This window comes from Streptomyces nymphaeiformis (assembly GCF_014203895.1).
Classification (GTDB): Bacteria; Actinomycetota; Actinomycetes; order Streptomycetales; family Streptomycetaceae; genus Streptomyces; species Streptomyces nymphaeiformis.
In genome coordinates this window covers 70,402-86,247 of the sequence record NZ_JACHJY010000008.1, presented here as the reverse complement: position 1 = coordinate 86,247, position 15,846 = coordinate 70,402, and the positions used below count along the sequence as shown (strand labels likewise).

General features: G+C 74.2%; 14 protein-coding genes. 4 read left to right on the top strand and 10 right to left on the bottom strand.

Annotated features, from left to right (window positions below):
- Positions 1-27: 27 nt before the first annotated feature.
- The 7 genes from GGE06_RS26415 to GGE06_RS26385 all read right to left on the bottom strand — a co-directional run bounded on the left by GGE06_RS26415 (position 28) and on the right by GGE06_RS26385 (position 6,941).
- Positions 28-438, bottom strand: a complete 411-nt coding sequence (locus GGE06_RS26415) for an amphi-Trp domain-containing protein (RefSeq protein ID WP_184931998.1) — start codon at positions 436-438, stop codon at positions 28-30.
- A gap of 2 nt (positions 439-440) precedes the next feature.
- The gene (locus tag GGE06_RS26410) at positions 441-866 is read right to left on the bottom strand and encodes a DUF7144 family membrane protein (RefSeq protein ID WP_116158125.1); all 426 of its coding nucleotides are present in this window, start codon (positions 864-866) and stop codon (positions 441-443) included.
- A gap of 28 nt (positions 867-894) precedes the next feature.
- A complete protein-coding gene (locus GGE06_RS26405) occupies positions 895-1,359 on the bottom strand; it encodes an SHOCT domain-containing protein (protein ID WP_116158126.1) in 465 nt (154 codons plus the stop codon).
- Positions 1,360-1,417: 58 nt separating this feature from the next.
- Positions 1,418-1,624 (bottom strand): DUF8691 family protein, encoded by a 207-nt coding sequence (locus tag GGE06_RS26400; RefSeq protein ID WP_116158127.1) that lies wholly within the window; start codon positions 1,622-1,624, stop codon positions 1,418-1,420.
- A 98-nt stretch (positions 1,625-1,722) separates the two neighbouring features.
- Positions 1,723-3,372: an MFS transporter gene (locus GGE06_RS26395; RefSeq protein WP_116158128.1), complete on the bottom strand. Its 1,650-nt coding sequence runs from the start codon at positions 3,370-3,372 to the stop codon at positions 1,723-1,725.
- Positions 3,373-3,511: 139 nt separating this feature from the next.
- Entirely contained in the window at positions 3,512-6,145 is a 2,634-nt protein-coding gene (locus GGE06_RS26390) for a winged helix-turn-helix domain-containing protein (RefSeq protein ID WP_116165243.1), read from the bottom strand.
- A 478-nt stretch (positions 6,146-6,623) separates the two neighbouring features.
- Positions 6,624-6,941, bottom strand: coding sequence for a DUF5955 family protein (locus GGE06_RS26385; protein ID WP_116158129.1), 318 nt, complete (start codon positions 6,939-6,941; stop codon positions 6,624-6,626).
- Positions 6,942-7,127: 186 nt separating this feature from the next.
- Between GGE06_RS26385 and GGE06_RS26380 the strand changes: the two genes are divergently transcribed.
- The 3 genes from GGE06_RS26380 to GGE06_RS26370 all read left to right on the top strand — a co-directional run bounded on the left by GGE06_RS26380 (position 7,128) and on the right by GGE06_RS26370 (position 10,980).
- Positions 7,128-7,742, top strand: a complete 615-nt coding sequence (locus GGE06_RS26380; RefSeq protein ID WP_116158130.1) for a nucleotidyltransferase family protein — start codon at positions 7,128-7,130, stop codon at positions 7,740-7,742.
- A gap of 226 nt (positions 7,743-7,968) precedes the next feature.
- Positions 7,969-9,591, top strand: a complete 1,623-nt coding sequence (aceB, locus tag GGE06_RS26375; protein ID WP_116158131.1) for a malate synthase A — start codon at positions 7,969-7,971, stop codon at positions 9,589-9,591.
- Between the two features lie 243 nt (positions 9,592-9,834).
- Positions 9,835-10,980 carry a GDSL-type esterase/lipase family protein gene (locus GGE06_RS26370; RefSeq protein WP_184931997.1) on the top strand — a complete coding sequence of 382 codons (1,146 nt, stop codon included), beginning with the start codon at positions 9,835-9,837 and terminating at the stop codon, positions 10,978-10,980.
- 9 nt (positions 10,981-10,989) lie between these two features.
- Here GGE06_RS26370 and GGE06_RS26365 read toward each other — a convergent pair whose 3' ends face one another.
- The 3 genes from GGE06_RS26365 to GGE06_RS26355 all read right to left on the bottom strand — a co-directional run bounded on the left by GGE06_RS26365 (position 10,990) and on the right by GGE06_RS26355 (position 15,018).
- The gene (locus GGE06_RS26365) at positions 10,990-12,777 is read right to left on the bottom strand and encodes a hypothetical protein (protein ID WP_184931996.1); all 1,788 of its coding nucleotides are present in this window, start codon (positions 12,775-12,777) and stop codon (positions 10,990-10,992) included.
- Between the two features lie 51 nt (positions 12,778-12,828).
- Entirely contained in the window at positions 12,829-13,905 is a 1,077-nt protein-coding gene (locus GGE06_RS26360; RefSeq protein ID WP_184931995.1) for a beta family protein, read from the bottom strand.
- Positions 13,906-14,046: 141 nt separating this feature from the next.
- Positions 14,047-15,018, bottom strand: a complete 972-nt coding sequence (locus tag GGE06_RS26355) for a fibronectin type III domain-containing protein (protein ID WP_312883306.1) — start codon at positions 15,016-15,018, stop codon at positions 14,047-14,049.
- 142 nt (positions 15,019-15,160) lie between these two features.
- Here GGE06_RS26355 and GGE06_RS26350 point away from each other — a divergent pair, with 142 nt between their 5' ends.
- On the top strand, positions 15,161-15,751 hold the full coding sequence (locus tag GGE06_RS26350) for a hypothetical protein (RefSeq protein WP_184931994.1): 591 nt from the start codon (positions 15,161-15,163) through the stop codon (positions 15,749-15,751).
- The last annotated feature ends 95 nt before the right edge of the window (positions 15,752-15,846 follow it).

Below are 15,846 nucleotides of genomic sequence, written 5' to 3'. Positions count from 1 at the left end.
CACTCGGACCCCCGAGAGCCCCCCGACTCATGTGCGCTTCGCGGCGGGGCGCCCGGACCTGGCGGCCTTCTTCGGCTCGGGCTTGGCCGCCGCCTTGACCTCGGGCTTCTTCGCCTCCGGCTTGGTCACGGACTTCTTCGCCTCCGGCTTGGCCTTGACCTCGGCCTCCGGCTCCTTCGCCTCCTTCGCCTCCTTCGGCTTCGCCCTGCCCCCGCCCACCGGCCACTTCAGCTCGATCTCCAGCTCGATCTCGCCGTCGCCGACCTCGAACTCCACCTCGGTGCGGAGTTCGTCGGGGATCCTCAGGCTCAGCACCCCGAGCCCCATCGGGAGGTCGGCCTCGCCGCCCTCCCTGAGCGCCGCGGCGAGCGCCTCCAGCTGCGCCGCGGCCTCGGTACGGGACATCGCGCTCTTCTGCTCGAACTTCAGATCGCTCACGACTACCTCCCGACGCCCGCGTCCTCGCCCCGGTCGACGCACAGGGCCCAGATGATGAAGCCGGACATCGCGATCATGATGACGGACCACCACGGGTAGTACGGCAGCGACAGGAAGTTCGCGATGATCACGAGCGCGGCGATGGCGATGCCGGAGTACCGCGCCCAGGCCGCCGCCGTGAAGAGCCCGAAGCTGACGAGCGCGGCGACGATGCCCAGGCCGAGATGGACCCAGCCCCACCCGGTGAGGTCGAACTGGAAGACGTAGTTCGGCGTGCGGACGAAGACGTCGTCCTCGGCGATGGCCATGATGCCGCGGAAGATGGCGAGCAGTCCCGCGATGCCGAGCATGACGGCGGCGAAGACCCTCAGGCCCCCGGCCCAGGCGTATTTCGCCGATGACGCGTGGGGGGTGTGCGTGGCGCTCATCTCGGTCTCTCCTCTCCTCGCGCCCGTCTCACTGACGGGCGGTGGGGGTGGTGTCGGCGGGCGGGGACGGACGGTCGTCGTTCAGGACGAGGGCCTTGGCCCGCTGGAACTCCTCCTCGCTGATGTCGCCCTTGGTGCGGAGCTCGGCGAGCCGGCCGAGTTCCTCGGCCCGGCTGGGGCGGCTGTCACCGGCGGCGGTCTCGCGGACGTAGGCGTCGAAGGCCTGCTGCTTCTCGCGGGCGTGCGCGATCTCCCTGCCGCCCATGCTCTTGCCGCGGGCGATCACGTACACGAGGACGCCGAGGAACGGCAGCAGGATGACGAAGGCGAGCCAGCCGCCCTTGCCCCAGCCGTTCATGGAGTCGTCGCGGAAGATGTCGGCGATGATCCGGAACAGCAGGATGAACCAGAGGATCCACAGGAAGATCCAGAGCATGGTCCAGAACATGCTCAGCAGCGGGTAGTCGTAGGCGAGGTACGTCGGTGTGTCCATGTCCGTGCTCCGTTTCCGGGTCCTTCTCCCGTCGGGATCCCGCCGGGACTCCCCTCGGTCACTCCGGCAGCCGCCGCAGTTCCACCACGTGCAGTCCGAGCGACTGGAGGCGGGCCAGCAGGCCGTAGAGGTGGGCCTCGTCGAGGAGGGGGCCGTACAGCAGCGTCTGGCCGGAGACCACCACGTGCTCCAGCTCCGGGAACGATCCGATCAGCGTCTCCGACATGAGCCCGTCGACGCGGATCTCGCACTGCTCGTGCTGCATGACGTGCCCCTCCCGGAAGTGGCTGTCACCGGGCCGGTCGGCCCTTGCGTCCAGAGTCCGCCTCCGTGTCCCCGCCGGCCTCACCCTGCACGGGTGATTCACGGGCGGGGCTCCGGCGTCTCCGGCGTCTCCGGCGGGGTGGGGCCGGCCGCGGCCCGGTCACGGCCCGCGCCCCCGGTCTCGCCGGCGCCGGGCAGCCCTCGTGTCACCAGCAGGCTCAGCAGGGTGATGCCCCCGGTCGCGAGGATGGCCGCCTTGAGGCCGTCGAGCTGGGCCGAGGCGTAGGAGTCGGTGACGGCGTCCACCTCCTGCGGCGGAAGCCCCGCGCTCTCCGCCGCCGAGCGGACCTGGTCGGTCGGGACGAAGCTGATCCCGGCCTCCAGGGCGACGCTGGTCTGCGCGCGCGCCTCCTCCGAGAGCCTCGGGTCCTTCTCCACCTCGGTGGTGAAGGCCTGGGCCAGGGCTCCGATCAGCAGGGATCCGATGAGGGCCGTGCCGAGCGCGGACCCCAGGTTCTGGGCGGTGAACTGCAGACCTCCGACCTCGCTGCGCTCCCGCTCCCCCACGCTGGACTGGACGACGTTGCCGAGCTGCGAGGCGAGCAGCCCCATGCCGAGGCCGAGGAGCGCCATGGCCCAGAAGAACTGGGCGTCGTCGATGACGGGGTCGATGGTGCCGAGGAGCCAGACGATGGCGGCGAGGAGCAGCAGGAGGGCTGTCCGTACGATCCTCCGCGGGCCCAGCCTGCGCCCGAGTTTCGCCGCGCCCAGGGAGGCCGCGAGCATGGTGATGGAGACCGGCAGCAGCCGCAGTCCCGTCTCGAAGGCGTCGAGCCCCTGCACCACCTGCAGGTAGAGCGGGATGGTGAAGAACAGCCCCAGCAGGATGAGGTTCTGGCTCAGCAGGGTCATCAGCCCCGAGCGCAGGGCGGGTCTCTTGAAGAGGGCCAGATGGACCAGGGGGTCGGCGCCCTGGGCCTCCCGCCGCTCCTCCCAGACCCGGAAGAGGAACAGGATCACCACGCCGGCCCCGATCACGAACAGGGTGGGGGAGAAGCCGAAGACGGTGAAGGGCGGGTTGCGCGGCTCGACCCATCCCCAGGTGCCGCTCTGCAGCACGCCGAGCACGCCGAGCCCCAGGCCGGCCGCCGACAGCACGGCGCCGACGACGTCCAGGCCGGGACGCCGGCTCGGCGGGGGCGTTTCGGGGATCGCCCGCCGCAGGAGCAGTACGGCGAGGACCACGACGACCTCGCCCGCGAAGACCAGGCGCCAGGTGAGGTACGTCGTCACCCAGCCGCCGAGCAGCGGACCGACCGCGATGCCGGCACCTGCCAGGCCGCCGACGACGCCGTACGCGACGGAGCGGTCGCGGCCCCGGTACGACTCGGCGACGAGGGCCGCCATGGACGGGAGCACCAGGGCGGCGCCGAGCCCCTCGATGATCGACCACCCCAGGGTCAGGACCCAGAGGGTGGGCGCGACGGCGGTCAGGCCCGAGCCGACTCCGTAGACCGCCATGCCGATCAGGAAGACGCGGCGTCGGCCCAGGACGTCCCCGAACCTGCCTCCGATGAGCATGAAGGCGGCCATGACGAGGGCGTACAGGGTGATGACGGCCTGGATGGCGGTCACCTCGGTGTCGAAGTCCTCGACCAGCTGGCTGATGGAGACGTTCATGACGGACGTGTCCAGGACCATCAGGAACTGGGCCGTCCCGAGCACGATCAGAGCGCGCCATTTCTTCACGGTCGCCACCTCGCCGGGCCTGGCCGCCGGTGTCCGGCGGCAGCGGAGGGAGTGAGCCCGCCCTCGTCGCCATCACATCCCGGACGGCCGCCGGCCGCCTCACCCGCCGCGGGTGAGAGGGCGCGGTGGGGGCGGGACGTCACAGCAGCCGCAGCTCGCGGGCGCGGCGGACGGCGTCGTTGCGGCGGTGCACCGACAGCTTCCGGTAGACGGCCTTGAGGTGGGTCTTCACCGTGTTCACGGACACGTACAGGTCGGCGGCGATGTCCTCGGTCGACATCGCCCCGGCGAGCCGCTCCAGGACCTCGCGTTCCCGTCCGGTGAGCTCCTCCGTCGGCGTCACGGCCCCGTGTCCGCCGCCGGCCGGTTCGCCGGGTGGCTGCGGTTCGGGTACGAGCCACCCGGCGGCCAGCGCGCGCAGCGGGGGCTCCGCCAGGAAGGGCCCGGCCCAGGGCCCGGCGTCCCGGAAGGCGCGCCTGAGGTCCTCGCGGCGGCCCTCGGCGAGAGCCCGCGCGAGCAGCCTGCGGGCGGTGGCGGCGTCGCCCTTCAGCGCCGCCGCCCGGGCCCGTACCAGCGCGGCCGGCACGGCCACCGCGGGCCCCGACCGCCCGTCGGCCGTGAGGCCTTCGAGCAGGTCGAGGGCCGTGCCGGGGTCCCCGGCGGCGAGATGGGCCCGCGCCGTGCCGACGGTGCACAGCGGCTGGTCCCCGGCGACCTGCCGGAGGACGTCGACCGCCGCGTCCGGGCGGCCCTCGGCCAGGTGCGCGTCCGCGACGGCCAGGGCGGCACGGCCCCGCGCCCAGGGCGAGACGTCGGCGGCGGGGACGGGCCGGGTCGCGACGGTCAGGGCCGCGCCCGTACGGCCCCGGGCCAGCAGCACGTCGGCCGTGACGGCCTGTCTGGTCGCGGCCGCCACCGGATCCACCGGCGGCTGCTCGGGCAGCCCGGCGAGGAGTGCCTCGGCGCGGTCGACGTCGTCCCGGCCGAGGGCGACCGCGGCCAGGACCAGCTGTCCGATTCCGGAACCCTGCGGCCGGCCGAGGCCGTACCGCTCGGCCTCGACCGTCATCGCGAGCACCTTGCGTTCCGCCGCGCTCGGCCATCCGTTGAGGTGGTCGACGAGCGCCAGGTGTTCCAGTGCCTCCATCCGCGGGAGCACGACGGAGGCCGTACGGGGGGCGGCGGCCACCTGGGCGAGGGCGGCCCGGGCCTCGTCGAGGCGTCCGGCCCACAGCCGGGCCGCGCCCACGTGGGTCAGCAGCAGGGCGCGGAGTTCCGGGTGCGCGTCGAGGAGCCGGGAGGGCATCCGCTCCATCAGGCGGCGGGCCGACCGGGTGGCCTGTTCGGCCAGATGCGCCGAGCCGGAGAGCCGCCCGGCCAGTGCCCCCAGGAGGGCGTGGCTCAGCAGGGCCGCGGGGGTGCCGCGGCCCTCGACCGACAGTTGTTCGGCCGCCAGGCGGAGGTGCGCCGTGCCGCGTTCGAGGGCCGCCCGGTCCGACCGGTCGGACCGGTGCGTCCGGGACAGCTCGCACGCGGCGCGGACGAGGTTCGTGGCCGCGTCGGGTGTCTCCCCCTCCATCGCGGCGAACCAGTCCACGGGCTCTCCGGAGCCCAGGCCGGTGAGGAGCTGCCCGATCGCGAGATCCTCGACCAGGGCGCCGGCGAGGTACGTCCAGTCCCGCGCGGCGGCGCCGTGGACCAGCATCTCGCGCAGCGTGCCGGAGCGCCGGAGCCAGTGCGCGGCGCGGTGGTGCAGCCGGGGTTCGAGGCCGGGGGCACGGCTGCGGAGATGGGCCCGGAGTATCTCCCGGAACAGCGGATGGAGCCGGTACCAGCCGTGGCCGTAGTCCTCGACGAAGGCGTTCGCGCGGTGCAGTCCGGCGAGGATCGTCGCGGCGTCGCGCCGCCCGGTCAGCTCGTCCGCCAGGTCGGGACGGAAGCGGTCGAGGACGCTGATCCGCAGGAGCAGGTCCTGGGTCTCGGGAGGCTGCCGGTCGAGGACCTCGGCCAGGAGGAAGTCGGCGATCGTGCTCCGTCCCGCCTCGAACTCCTTCAGGTAGAGCTCGGGATCCGGACTCGCCCGCGCCGCCAGGGCGCTCAGCCGGAGGCCCGCCGCCCATCCCCGGGTGCGCTCCACCAGCGCCTCGGCCACCGGGACGGACAGCGACAGGCCGTGCAGGTCGAGGAGCTCGACCGCCTCCTCGGTGGTGAAGGCCAGCTCGGCGTCCCGGATCTCGGTCATCTCCCCGGCCGCCCGGTAGCGGTGGAGCGGGAGGAGGGGCTCGCTGCGGCTGACGAGGACGAGGCGCAGTCCCGGCCTGGCGTGCCGCAGGACGAACTCCAGCTGCCGTGCGACCTCGGGGTCGGCCACCTCGTCGAACTCGTCGATCACCACGGTGACGGGCCGGTCGCGCCCGGCGAGTTCCGAGGCGATCCGGCTGAGGAGGGTGTGATGGGCCCTGGTCGCGTCGGCGGGGAAGCCGATCGCGGCGGGTACGGGCACGCCGGCGGCGTTCAGGGACTGCAGCAGCTGGGCCCAGAACATCCCGGGGCCGTCCACGGCGGCGTCGAGCGTCAGCCAGGCGACCGGCTGCCCGAGGTGCGCGGCCCAGTCGGCGACCAGGAGGGTCTTCCCGGCCCCCGCGCTGCCGTTGACCACGGTCAGCGGGGTCGACAGCGCCTGCCCGAGCCGCCCGACCAGCCGCTCACGACGCAGAAACGTCCCGGGGCGACTCGGCAGGGCGAACCGCGTCTGCAGGAACGGATCGCCCAGCGGGTCGACGGCAGCGGAGAGAGGGGCGGGGCGGTCGCCGACGCCGGGGAACGGGGCCGGGCTGCCGCCGACACCTCTCGGGAACGGGGCGGGGCGGTCGCCGGCGCCGGAGAGCGGGGCCGGGCTGCCGCCGGCGCCGCTCGGGAACGGGGCATCCGGCTCACCGGCGCGGCCTGGCAACGGGGCGGGGCGGTCGCCGACGCCGCCCGGGAGCGGGGCATCCCGCCCACCGGCGCCCCCTGGGAGCACGGCGTTCCGCTCGCCGGCCCTGCCGGGTCGCGGTTCGTCCCGCTCGTCGTCGTCACCACCCGTGGCCGCCACGTCCACCACCACCTTCCGGCCGGGACCGCCGAGGCGGAACCCTCCCTCAGGATGGAAGCCTTCTCCCCGGTTCGGCCACCGCACAGAGCCCCGCAGGCCCCTGTGGGGTACCCGGAGGATCCCCCTCCGGGGTACCCGGAAGGGCCCGGTGGCGGGCCTACTGCCCGGGCTGCGGGGGCCCGAAGAGCTCGACGGCCCGACGGACGCCGGCGAGCGCCTCGGCGAGGGCGCTGACGGAGCCGACGCAGCCCGCGACGAGCAGCAGCGAGCGGCGCAGCCGCCGTACCTCGGGGTCGCCGCTGAGCGCCATGGCGTCCAGCGCGGCGAGCTCGTCCTCGGCGATGCCACGGTCGGCGAAATCGGTCCGGAGCGCGGCCAGTTCGCGCCGGAGCCGGGACACGGCGGACCGCAGTTCGGCCACCCTGGGGTCCATGCCCTCGCCGGTCACTCGCCTCTGCCCCACGCTTCGCAACATGGATCTCCCCCTCGCACGACGATGTGCGCAGAACTCCGCTCCGGACACCCCGAGCCGACCCCCCGGGCGGCGATCGGGCGCCGTGAGCCGCGGGCCAGTTAACTCCTTCGCCACCCCGGCGCGCCACCCTTGGTGGTCGGAATTCAGGCGACCGTGTGATTCGGCCGGATGAGGTATGCAGGTGGCATGACAGCTGCGGAAGATCGAACCCCCGTCGTCGCCGGACTGCTGCTCGCCGCCGGGGGTGGAAGGCGGCTCGGGGGGCGTCCGAAAGCACTCCTCTCCCATCGGGGGCGGCCGCTGGTCGAGCATGCCGTGGGGGTGCTGCGCGGGGCCGGTTGCGAGGTGGTGCACGTGGTGCTCGGGGCGTCGGCGGATGCCGTACGGGAGCGGGCTGAGCTGCCCGGGTGCGTCCTGGTGGACAACCCGGAGTGGGCGGAGGGGATGGGTTCCTCGCTGCGGGCGGGGCTCGCCTCGCTGGCGGCCGACCCGCGCGGGGTGGACGCGGCGCTCGTCCTCCTGGTCGACCAGCCGGGGATCGGGGTGGAGGCGGTGGCCAGGGTCAGGGCGGCGTACGGATCGCGGGATTCGCTGGCGGCAGCCTCGTACGACGGACAGCGGGGCCATCCGGTGCTGTTCGGCGCGGGGCACTGGACGGGGATCGCGGAGACGGCGGTGGGCGACCGGGGGGCGCGGGACTATCTGGCGGCACACCGGGATGCGATCACCCCGGTGGACTGTTCGGATGTGGCCGAGCCGTACGACATCGACACGGAGGCGGATCTGTCCCACCTGGAGTGAACGGACTGGCACCGAGCGCCATGTTCTGTCGATCCGGAGAATCTCGACATCAACAAACCATTGAACTTCCACCATGAGGAAACTAGTATCCACTGTTCAGAAGCCCTTGGTCGTTGAGAGGGCGCTCGCGGCCGTATCTCGGCGCCTGCGGCACTCCGTGCCGCCCCGTGACGCCCGGCGGCCGCCTGGCACCGCCCGTGAAGCCCGCTGAAGGAAGTGACAGTTCATGTCCGCACCAGCGCCGTCCCCCCTGGCCGTCGTCGATGCCGAGCCCCTGCCCCGTCAGGAGGAAGTGCTCACCGAGGCCGCCCTGGCCTTCGTCGCCGAACTGCACCGGCGGTTCACCCCGCGCCGGGACGAGCTCCTCGCCCGCCGGGCGGAGCGTCGCGCCGAGATCGCCCGCACCTCCACCCTGGACTTCCTTCCGGAGACCGCCGCGATCCGCGCCGACGACTCCTGGAAGGTCGCGCCGGCCCCGGCGGCCCTGAACGACCGCCGTGTCGAGATCACCGGCCCGACCGACCGCAAGATGACGATCAACGCGCTCAACTCCGGCGCCAGGGTCTGGCTCGCCGACTTCGAGGACGCCTCCGCGCCGACCTGGGAGAACGTCGTCCTCGGCCAGGTCAACCTGATCGACGCGTACACCCGCAACATCGACTTCACGGACCCGCGTTCGGGCAAGTCGTACGCACTGAAGCCCGCCGACGAGCTCGCCACCGTCGTGATGCGGCCGCGCGGCTGGCACCTGGAGGAGCGTCACCTCACCTTCGACGGACGCCCGGTGCCCGGCGCGCTCGTCGACTTCGGCCTGTACTTCTTCCACAACGCCCAGCGTCTGATCGACCTCGGCAAGGGCCCGTACTTCTACCTCCCGAAGACGGAGTCGCACCTGGAGGCCCGCCTCTGGAACGACGTCTTCGTCTTCGCGCAGGACTACGTCGGCATCCCGCAGGGCACCGTCCGCGCCACGGTCCTCATCGAGACCATCACGGCCGCGTACGAGATGGAGGAGATCCTCTACGAGCTCCGCGACCACGCCGCCGGCCTCAACGCGGGCCGCTGGGACTATCTCTTCTCCATCGTCAAGAACTTCCGTGACGGCGGAGCCAAGTTCGTCCTTCCGGACCGCAACGCGGTCACGATGACCGCCCCGTTCATGCGCGCGTACACCGAACTCCTCGTGCGCACCTGCCACAAGCGCGGCGCGCACGCGATCGGCGGCATGGCGGCGTTCATCCCGTCCCGCAAGGACGCCGAGGTCAACAAGGTCGCCTTCGAGAAGGTCAAGGCCGACAAGGACCGCGAGGCCGGCGACGGCTTCGACGGCTCCTGGGTCGCCCACCCCGACCTGGTCCCGATCGCGATGGCCTCCTTCGACGCCGTCCTCGGCGACAAGCCCAACCAGAAGGACCGCCTCCGCGAGGACGTCTCCGTCGCGCCGGGCGACCTCATCGCGATCGACTCGCTCGACGCGAAGCCCACGTACGAGGGTCTGCGCAACGCCGTGCAGGTCGGCATCCGCTACATCGAGGCGTGGCTGCGCGGCCTCGGCGCCGTCGCCATCTTCAACCTGATGGAGGACGCGGCCACCGCCGAGATCTCCCGTTCCCAGATCTGGCAGTGGATCAACGCGGGCGTCGTCTTCGAGAACGGCCAGACCGCCACCCCCGAGCTGGCCCGCAAGGTCGCCGCCGAGGAGCTGGCCGCGATCCGCGCCGAGATCGGCGAGGAGGCCTTCGCGGCCGGCAAGTGGCAGCAGGCCCACGACCTGCTCCTGCACGTCTCCCTGGACGCGGACTACGCGGACTTCCTGACCCTTCCCGCGTACGAGCAGCTGGTCGGCTGACGCACGCACGTCGGCCGACCGCACAGCGGCCGCACGCCTTCTGAACAGGGCCTCGCCCTCGGTGTCGCACAGCACCGGGGCGGGGCCCCGTCGCGTTCCCGGGCGGGGCACAGGGGACGTGACGGAACCGAGATATGCAGCTACCTAGCGGTAACAAGCCACGCCGTGCGAGATTCCGCCATGCCACCGGCCGGCGGCTGTCCCCCACGTCACTGCGTCACCGCATACCGCAGGAGCACAGCCATGCCTTCGACCCCCCACCGTGCGCTGCGCGCACTCCTGGCACTGTGTACCGCCGCCGGGCTCGCCTCCGTCGCCGCCCCGGCCGCCCACGCCGCTCCCGGCACGGGCCCCACCGCCGTCGTCACCATGGGCGACAGCTACATCTCCGGCGAGGCCGGACGGTGGCTGGGCAACAGCCTCACGAACTCCGGCAGCCGCAACGGCACCGACCGCGCCTGGACGGGCAGCACCTACGACCCGTCCCGGGTGTACGGCTCCACCGCCGGCGGCTGCGACCGCTCGGACACCGCCGAGGTGAAGAGCGCCGGCCCGATCGCGAGCTCGCTGATCAACCTCGCCTGCTCCGGGGCAACGACGGAGAACGTCTTCCGCGCCTCCCAGGGCGGCCAGGCGTACAAGGGCGAGGCGCCCCAGGCCGACCAGCTGGCGGCCGTGGCCGCCGCGAACGACGTCAAGCTGATCGCGCTGTCCATCGGCGGCAACGACCTCGGCTTCGCCGACATCATCAGCACCTGCGCGAGCGACTACATCGTCTGGTACTCGTACTGCCACGACGACCAGCAGGCCGTCGTCGACGCGAAGATCGACGGCGTGATGGCCGACGTCGGCCGGTCCGTCGACGAGATCCGGGCGGTCATGACCGCCGCCGGGTACGCCGCCGGCGACTACCGGATCGTCCTCCAGTCGTACCCCTCCCCCATCCCGCGCTCCGCCGACAACCGGTACGGCGAGAGCGGCTGGTCCCGTACCAACACCGGCGGCTGCCCCTTCTGGAACGCCGACTCCGACTGGGCCCGCGACTCCCTGGTCCCCCAGATCGCCGACCGCCTCAAGGGCGTCGCCGCGGCGAAGGGCGTGCAGTTCCTGGACCTGCGGGACGCGCTCCAGGGCCGTGAGGTCTGCGCGAAGGCGAGCCGGCAGGTCACGTCGACCGTGCCCCCGTCGGCGGCGACGAGCGAGTGGGCGCGCTGGATCGACAGCCAGAGCACGCAGGGCCTCGTCCAGGAGTCGATGCACCCCAACGCCTACGGCCAGCAGGCCCTCGGCAAGTGCCTGGCCCTGATCAACGCCGTCCCGACGGGGAACCGCAGCTGCCGGAACACGGCGGGGACGGGGACGTCCGGGATGTACCTCTCGGCGAACTAGCGAAGGCCGTCACGGGAGGGTGATGCCGAGCGGGCGCAGGACCCGCTCGGCCTCGTGGCGGTCCGCCGCGGCCATCGCGCGGACCAGGGCGGCGGAACCGCCGGGCCAGCCGGCCGCCGCCGTGTCGAAGGCGGCGCGGCGGGACTCCAGCGGGCCCTTCTTGGCGGGCAGCGCGTCGAGGACGTGCAGGGCCCGGGCCGAGAGCCGGACCTGGATCGGGTCCGCCGGCTCGCCCCGCTCGCGCAGGGCTTCCAGGGCGTACGCGCCGATGACCGGGTCGCGGAGGGCGCCGCGCAGCGCCTCGGGCGGCGCTCCGGCGGTGTCCAGGACGGCGAAGAGGCCGCGGGTGGCGGCCGCCTCGGAGGCGCCGGCGTGGACGGTGCCGAGGGCGGCGAGCAGCTGGGACCAGGCCTCGGCGGAGTCCCCGCGCGCGTGGAGCCAGTCGGCCAGTACGCGCGCGGCGACGGAGGCCGACCAGCCCCCGGCGGCGGCGACCACGTCCGGCGCGGTCCAGGCGGCCGCCTCGGCGGCGTCGGGCGCGGTGACCCCGCGCACGGCGAGCAGGTAGCGCACGGCTCCCGCGCCGCGCGGGGTGAGCCCGAAGGCGTCGCCGCGGCGGAAGACGAGGCCGGTGGCGGCGAGGCGGTCGAGGACCACGGCGAGGTCGCGGCCCGGGCCTTCGAGCCGGTCCCGGTCGGCCTCGTTCAGGTCGGCCGTGCCGAGGAGCCGTACGAGCTCCGGAACGGGCGGGACGGTGTACGCGTCGGGCGCCGTGTCCGGCACCGCCACGGGCAGGTCCTCCAGGTCCGGGTCGACGGACCAGTCCTCGTACTCGGCGGCCTTGCGGGCGACGGACTCGGCCGCGCAGCCCCGCTGGTAGACCGCGTACAGCAGGTGCGGCGCCTCGCCCCCGTACGGCTCGAACTCCTCCTCCGCGAGCTCCTCGACGGCGCCGATCAGGCTGTCGGCGTCCTCCTCGACGGGCCCGGCCTCGATCGCGGGCGGCGGGGGCACGGGGGCGGCGGGGTCCCCGTAGTAGTCCAGGTGCTCGTCGAGGAGGGCGTCGGCGAGGACGAGGTGGGGGAAGGCGTCGGGTCCCGGCGCGAACCGCGCGTACGGCCCTGCGAGCTGCTCGGCCAGCCCGGCGGCGGTCCACCGGTCCTGGAGCGCGGCGGCGAGCTGCCCGATGCCGGTCGCGACGGCGTGGTCGGTGAGCAGCGGCCCGGCGGCCGGGGGTGCTTCGGCGTCCCGCACGTACGCGCGCGTGAGGGCCTCGGAGAGCAGGACGTCCGCGAGGGCGGTCCGCCCCATGAGGTGGGCGCGGCGCACCCCGTCGGGGAGCGGCGCCCCGTCCAGGGCGGCGAGCCGGCGGCGTACGTCCTCGGGGTCGGCGAGGTCGGCGCCGACCGTCCGCAGGAGCGAGGCGTACCAGCGGTGCCAGGTGAGGTTTCCCGGGTCGGTCATGGCGCGCTCGAAGTCGGGCGCGGACTCGGCGACGACCGCCGCGATGCGCTCGCGCCGCCCTCCGTCGAACCGTGCGGCGAGGGCCCCGAGGACGGCCGGATAGGCGGCGAGCTGTCCGGGCGGCGCGTACACGAAGATCGGCAGGTCCTCCACCAGGAGCTGCCGCACGAGCCCGGGCGTCGGCTCGGGCACGCCCGTCGTCCGGTCGGCGCCGCGCAGGGCGAGCAGTCCGAGGACCGCTTCGGCGGCCCGCACGAACGCGGGGTCACGATGCTCGGGCGCTCCGTCGAGGAAGCTGTCGAGCCCGGTGTTGGTGAGAACGGTCCCGGCCACGCTTCCCAGGGTAATTCCGGGGAACCGGTTACGGCGGGCAAGGACCACCGCTCAGGAGTGTCGCCGCAGTTCGCGGGCCACATGGGTCAGGTGCTGGTTGTGGCCGGCACGGATCCAGAGGTCGGGGTGCCCGGTGCCGGGCAGGCCGCTGCCGTCGGCGCAGACGCGGAGCCAGCGGTCCCCCTCGCTGTACTCCGCTCCCCTGTAGTGCGGGGAGGCGACGATCTCGCGGGCGAGCGCGCGGACCCGGAGGTGGTGGCCGGACTCGGCCGGGACCTCGCCGATGAGGAAGGCCTGCTCGGCGGTGTAGCGCAGCGCCCCGCGGAACGGGTCGTCCCCCGTGTCGGAGACCCGGTCGGCGCTCGCCGCGTCGTGCGCCCCGTAGTCGCCGTGGACGGGCCGCGGGCCGGGGCCGTCGGCGGCGTGGCGGAGCAGGCCGGGGAGGAGGCGGTCGACCCGGCACGACTCGGCCAGGGGCGCTCCGTACGCCTCGGGGCGGGTACGGGGGAAGGCGCCGGCCAGGAGCACGACGGTGCGCCAGGGGTGGAGGGGGGCGAGGACGTTCAGGGCCTGGAGCGCCGTGAGGTCGGCGCCCTGGTCCTCGTCGACCGCGCCCAGGTCGAGGAGGAGGTCCAGGGGGCACCGGGCGGACGCGATCCGTTCGAGGAGCCGGCACAGCGCCTCCGCCGTCGGCCCGCCGCCGTCCGGGCGTACGCGGATGCCGAGGCCGGTGCCGCCCGCGCGGGCCGCCTCGGCGCAGGCCACCTGTGCGCCGGCGGCGCGCTCGATGCCGGTGACGGGCCGCAGCGGGGGCCGGACCGCGCCGAGGCCGGGGAAGCCCGGCTCGCGCTCGACGTGGCCGGTGTCGACCCAGGCCGGCCGGTCGCGCTGCACGCGCGCGATGCGCGCCAGGGCCAGGCGCACGTGGTCGCCGAGTGCGGCGGGGTCGGGGTCGAGGGGGCGGGACGGGCCTCCGGGGGTCCGCTCGTGGCCGACGCGGGGCGGGACGGTCCAGAGCGGCGCGACGACGGCCCGGAGCTCCGGCGCCAGCAGGCCGTACGCGACGAGCGCGCTCGGCCGGGCGGGCAGGGCGGGTACGTAGAGCGGGTCGGAGGTCGGTTCGGACATCGGCGCCCCCCAACGGCCTGTCGCTTCCCCTGTTCGCAGGGTGAGGTGCCGTCAGGTTGAGCGAAAGGGTGCGATTTCGGCCAGAGGCAGGGAAGTTCGGCGCAGTCGGCGCACTCGACGCAGTCGGCGTACTCAGCACACTCAGCGCACGACCACGGTCCTCGGTGCGGAGAAGTCGCCCCAGGTGCCGTCCGGGAGCTGGGCGCGGAGGGTGATGGTGTAGCGGGTGCCCGGGGGGTCCTGGACCGGGAAGGTGTAGGTGGCGCGGCCGGGGGGTGGGGTGGCGCCCCAGACGATGGTGGTGGCGAAGCGGCCGTTGAGGTGGAGTTCGTGGTGGGTGACGGGGGCGCCCGTCTTCGGCGGGGTCCAGGTGAGGGTGATCTCGCCCTTGCCCGCCGTGGCGTCGAGGTCCTTGGGGGCGGTGTTCGGCGGGGCGCCCGGGGACGGGGCGGTGGTGAGGTCGGCGGGGGTGCTGTCCGGGGAGGAGTTCTCGGCGGCGTCGCGGGCCCGGACGGTGAACGCGTAGGCGGTGCCGGGGCGCAGGCCGGTGAGGTGGGCGGTGGTGGCGGTGCCGGGGACGGTGTGGATGCGGGCGTCGGCCTGGTAGACGTCGTACGCGGTGACCCGGGTGTCGTCGCGGGCCGGGAACCAGCGGAGGGTGGCGGCGCGGCTGCCCTCGGCGGTGACGCGGAGGGCGGTCGGGGCGGTCGGGGGCGTGCGGTCCTCGGAGACGGCGGGGAGGGTGGTGGCCGTGACGGTGGCGCTCGGGGGCGAGACGTTGCCGGCGGCGTCGCGGGCGCGGACGGTGAACCGGTGGCGGGTCGCGGGGGCGAGGCCGACGACGTCCGTCATCAGGGTGGTGGCGGGGAGGTCCCTGACCTTGCGGCCCTCTCGGTAGACGGCGTATCCGGCGACGGCACGGTCGTCGCCGGCCGCGCTCCACATGACGTGCACGGTGCTCGCGCTGCCGGCGACGGCGGTGACTCCGGTGGGGGCGGCGGGCGCCCGGGTGTCCTTCGGCGCGGGGGCGACGGCGCTGGAGCAGGCGCCGAGGGCGAGGGTCATCGCGAGCGCGAGGGCAGTCAACAGGCTTGCGGCGAGCGGGCGTTGCACGGGCCGGCCTCCGTCCGTCGAAAAGGTCCAGACCTATATCGCACAGCCGGAGCCGGAACGGCAAGAGGTCGACGAGGGGGCGTTGTCAGTGGGGTGCGCTTCACTGGAATCGTCACGCTCCGTAGTCGACCCAGGGGGAATCATGACGGACCGTACGACCTATGTCTCGCTCGCCGGGGTGCGCGGGCGCGGCTGGACCGACGCGATGGTGCGGGACCTGCTCGGCACGCCCGACGTGCAGGGCCGCGATCCGCGCCGCTGGTCCCTCGCGCCCGTGCGGCTCTATCTCCTCGCCCGGGTGGAGACGGTGGAGCGGACCCCCGAGTTCACCGAGACGGCGACGCTCTGCCGGGCCCGGGCCTCGGCCGCCGGGGTCCACGCCGAGCGGCGGCGGGCCGCCGTCCTGACCGCGATCCGCGCGGAACCGATCGAGGTGCCCCTGCTGCCGGGGCCCGAACTGGAGCGGCGGGCCGCGCGGCACCGGCATCTCCTGGAGGCCCGAAGTCCCGGCCCGGACCGGGGCGGCCCGCCCGCCGGGGCGCTCGTGCGGTGGCAGGTGAGCTATCTGCGGCACGCCTTGTCGCGGTACGAGTCGCTGCTCGACGGGCTGTACGGGGAGACCGGCCGGGGCGAGGCCGAGCGGCTGCTGAGGCGGCGGACGTACGAGGCGATCGCCGCCGCCTACCCCTCGCTGGGCGCGGAGTGCCGACGGCGGATCGCGGTGGAGCGGTGAACTCCGGGTGTCCGCGGGTGGTGGGCCGTCGGCACGGTACGCGGCGCCCTTCCGGCGTCAGCCGATCACCCGGCGCCCGGCGGCCGGCGGCCCGT

Coding starts and splice junctions, on each gene's coding strand:
- GGE06_RS26410 (WP_116158125.1), bottom strand. CDS start 866: ATGAGCGCCACGCACACCCCCCACGCGTCATCGGCGAAATACGCCTGG.
- GGE06_RS26405 (WP_116158126.1), bottom strand. CDS start 1,359: ATGGACACACCGACGTACCTCGCCTACGACTACCCGCTGCTGAGCATG.
- GGE06_RS26400 (WP_116158127.1), bottom strand. CDS start 1,624: ATGCAGCACGAGCAGTGCGAGATCCGCGTCGACGGGCTCATGTCGGAG.
- GGE06_RS26385 (WP_116158129.1), bottom strand. CDS start 6,941: ATGTTGCGAAGCGTGGGGCAGAGGCGAGTGACCGGCGAGGGCATGGAC.
- GGE06_RS26380 (WP_116158130.1), top strand. CDS start 7,128: ATGACAGCTGCGGAAGATCGAACCCCCGTCGTCGCCGGACTGCTGCTC.
- aceB (WP_116158131.1), top strand. CDS start 7,969: ATGTCCGCACCAGCGCCGTCCCCCCTGGCCGTCGTCGATGCCGAGCCC.
- GGE06_RS26370 (WP_184931997.1), top strand. CDS start 9,835: ATGCCTTCGACCCCCCACCGTGCGCTGCGCGCACTCCTGGCACTGTGT.
- GGE06_RS26360 (WP_184931995.1), bottom strand. CDS start 13,905: ATGTCCGAACCGACCTCCGACCCGCTCTACGTACCCGCCCTGCCCGCC.
- GGE06_RS26350 (WP_184931994.1), top strand. CDS start 15,161: ATGACGGACCGTACGACCTATGTCTCGCTCGCCGGGGTGCGCGGGCGC.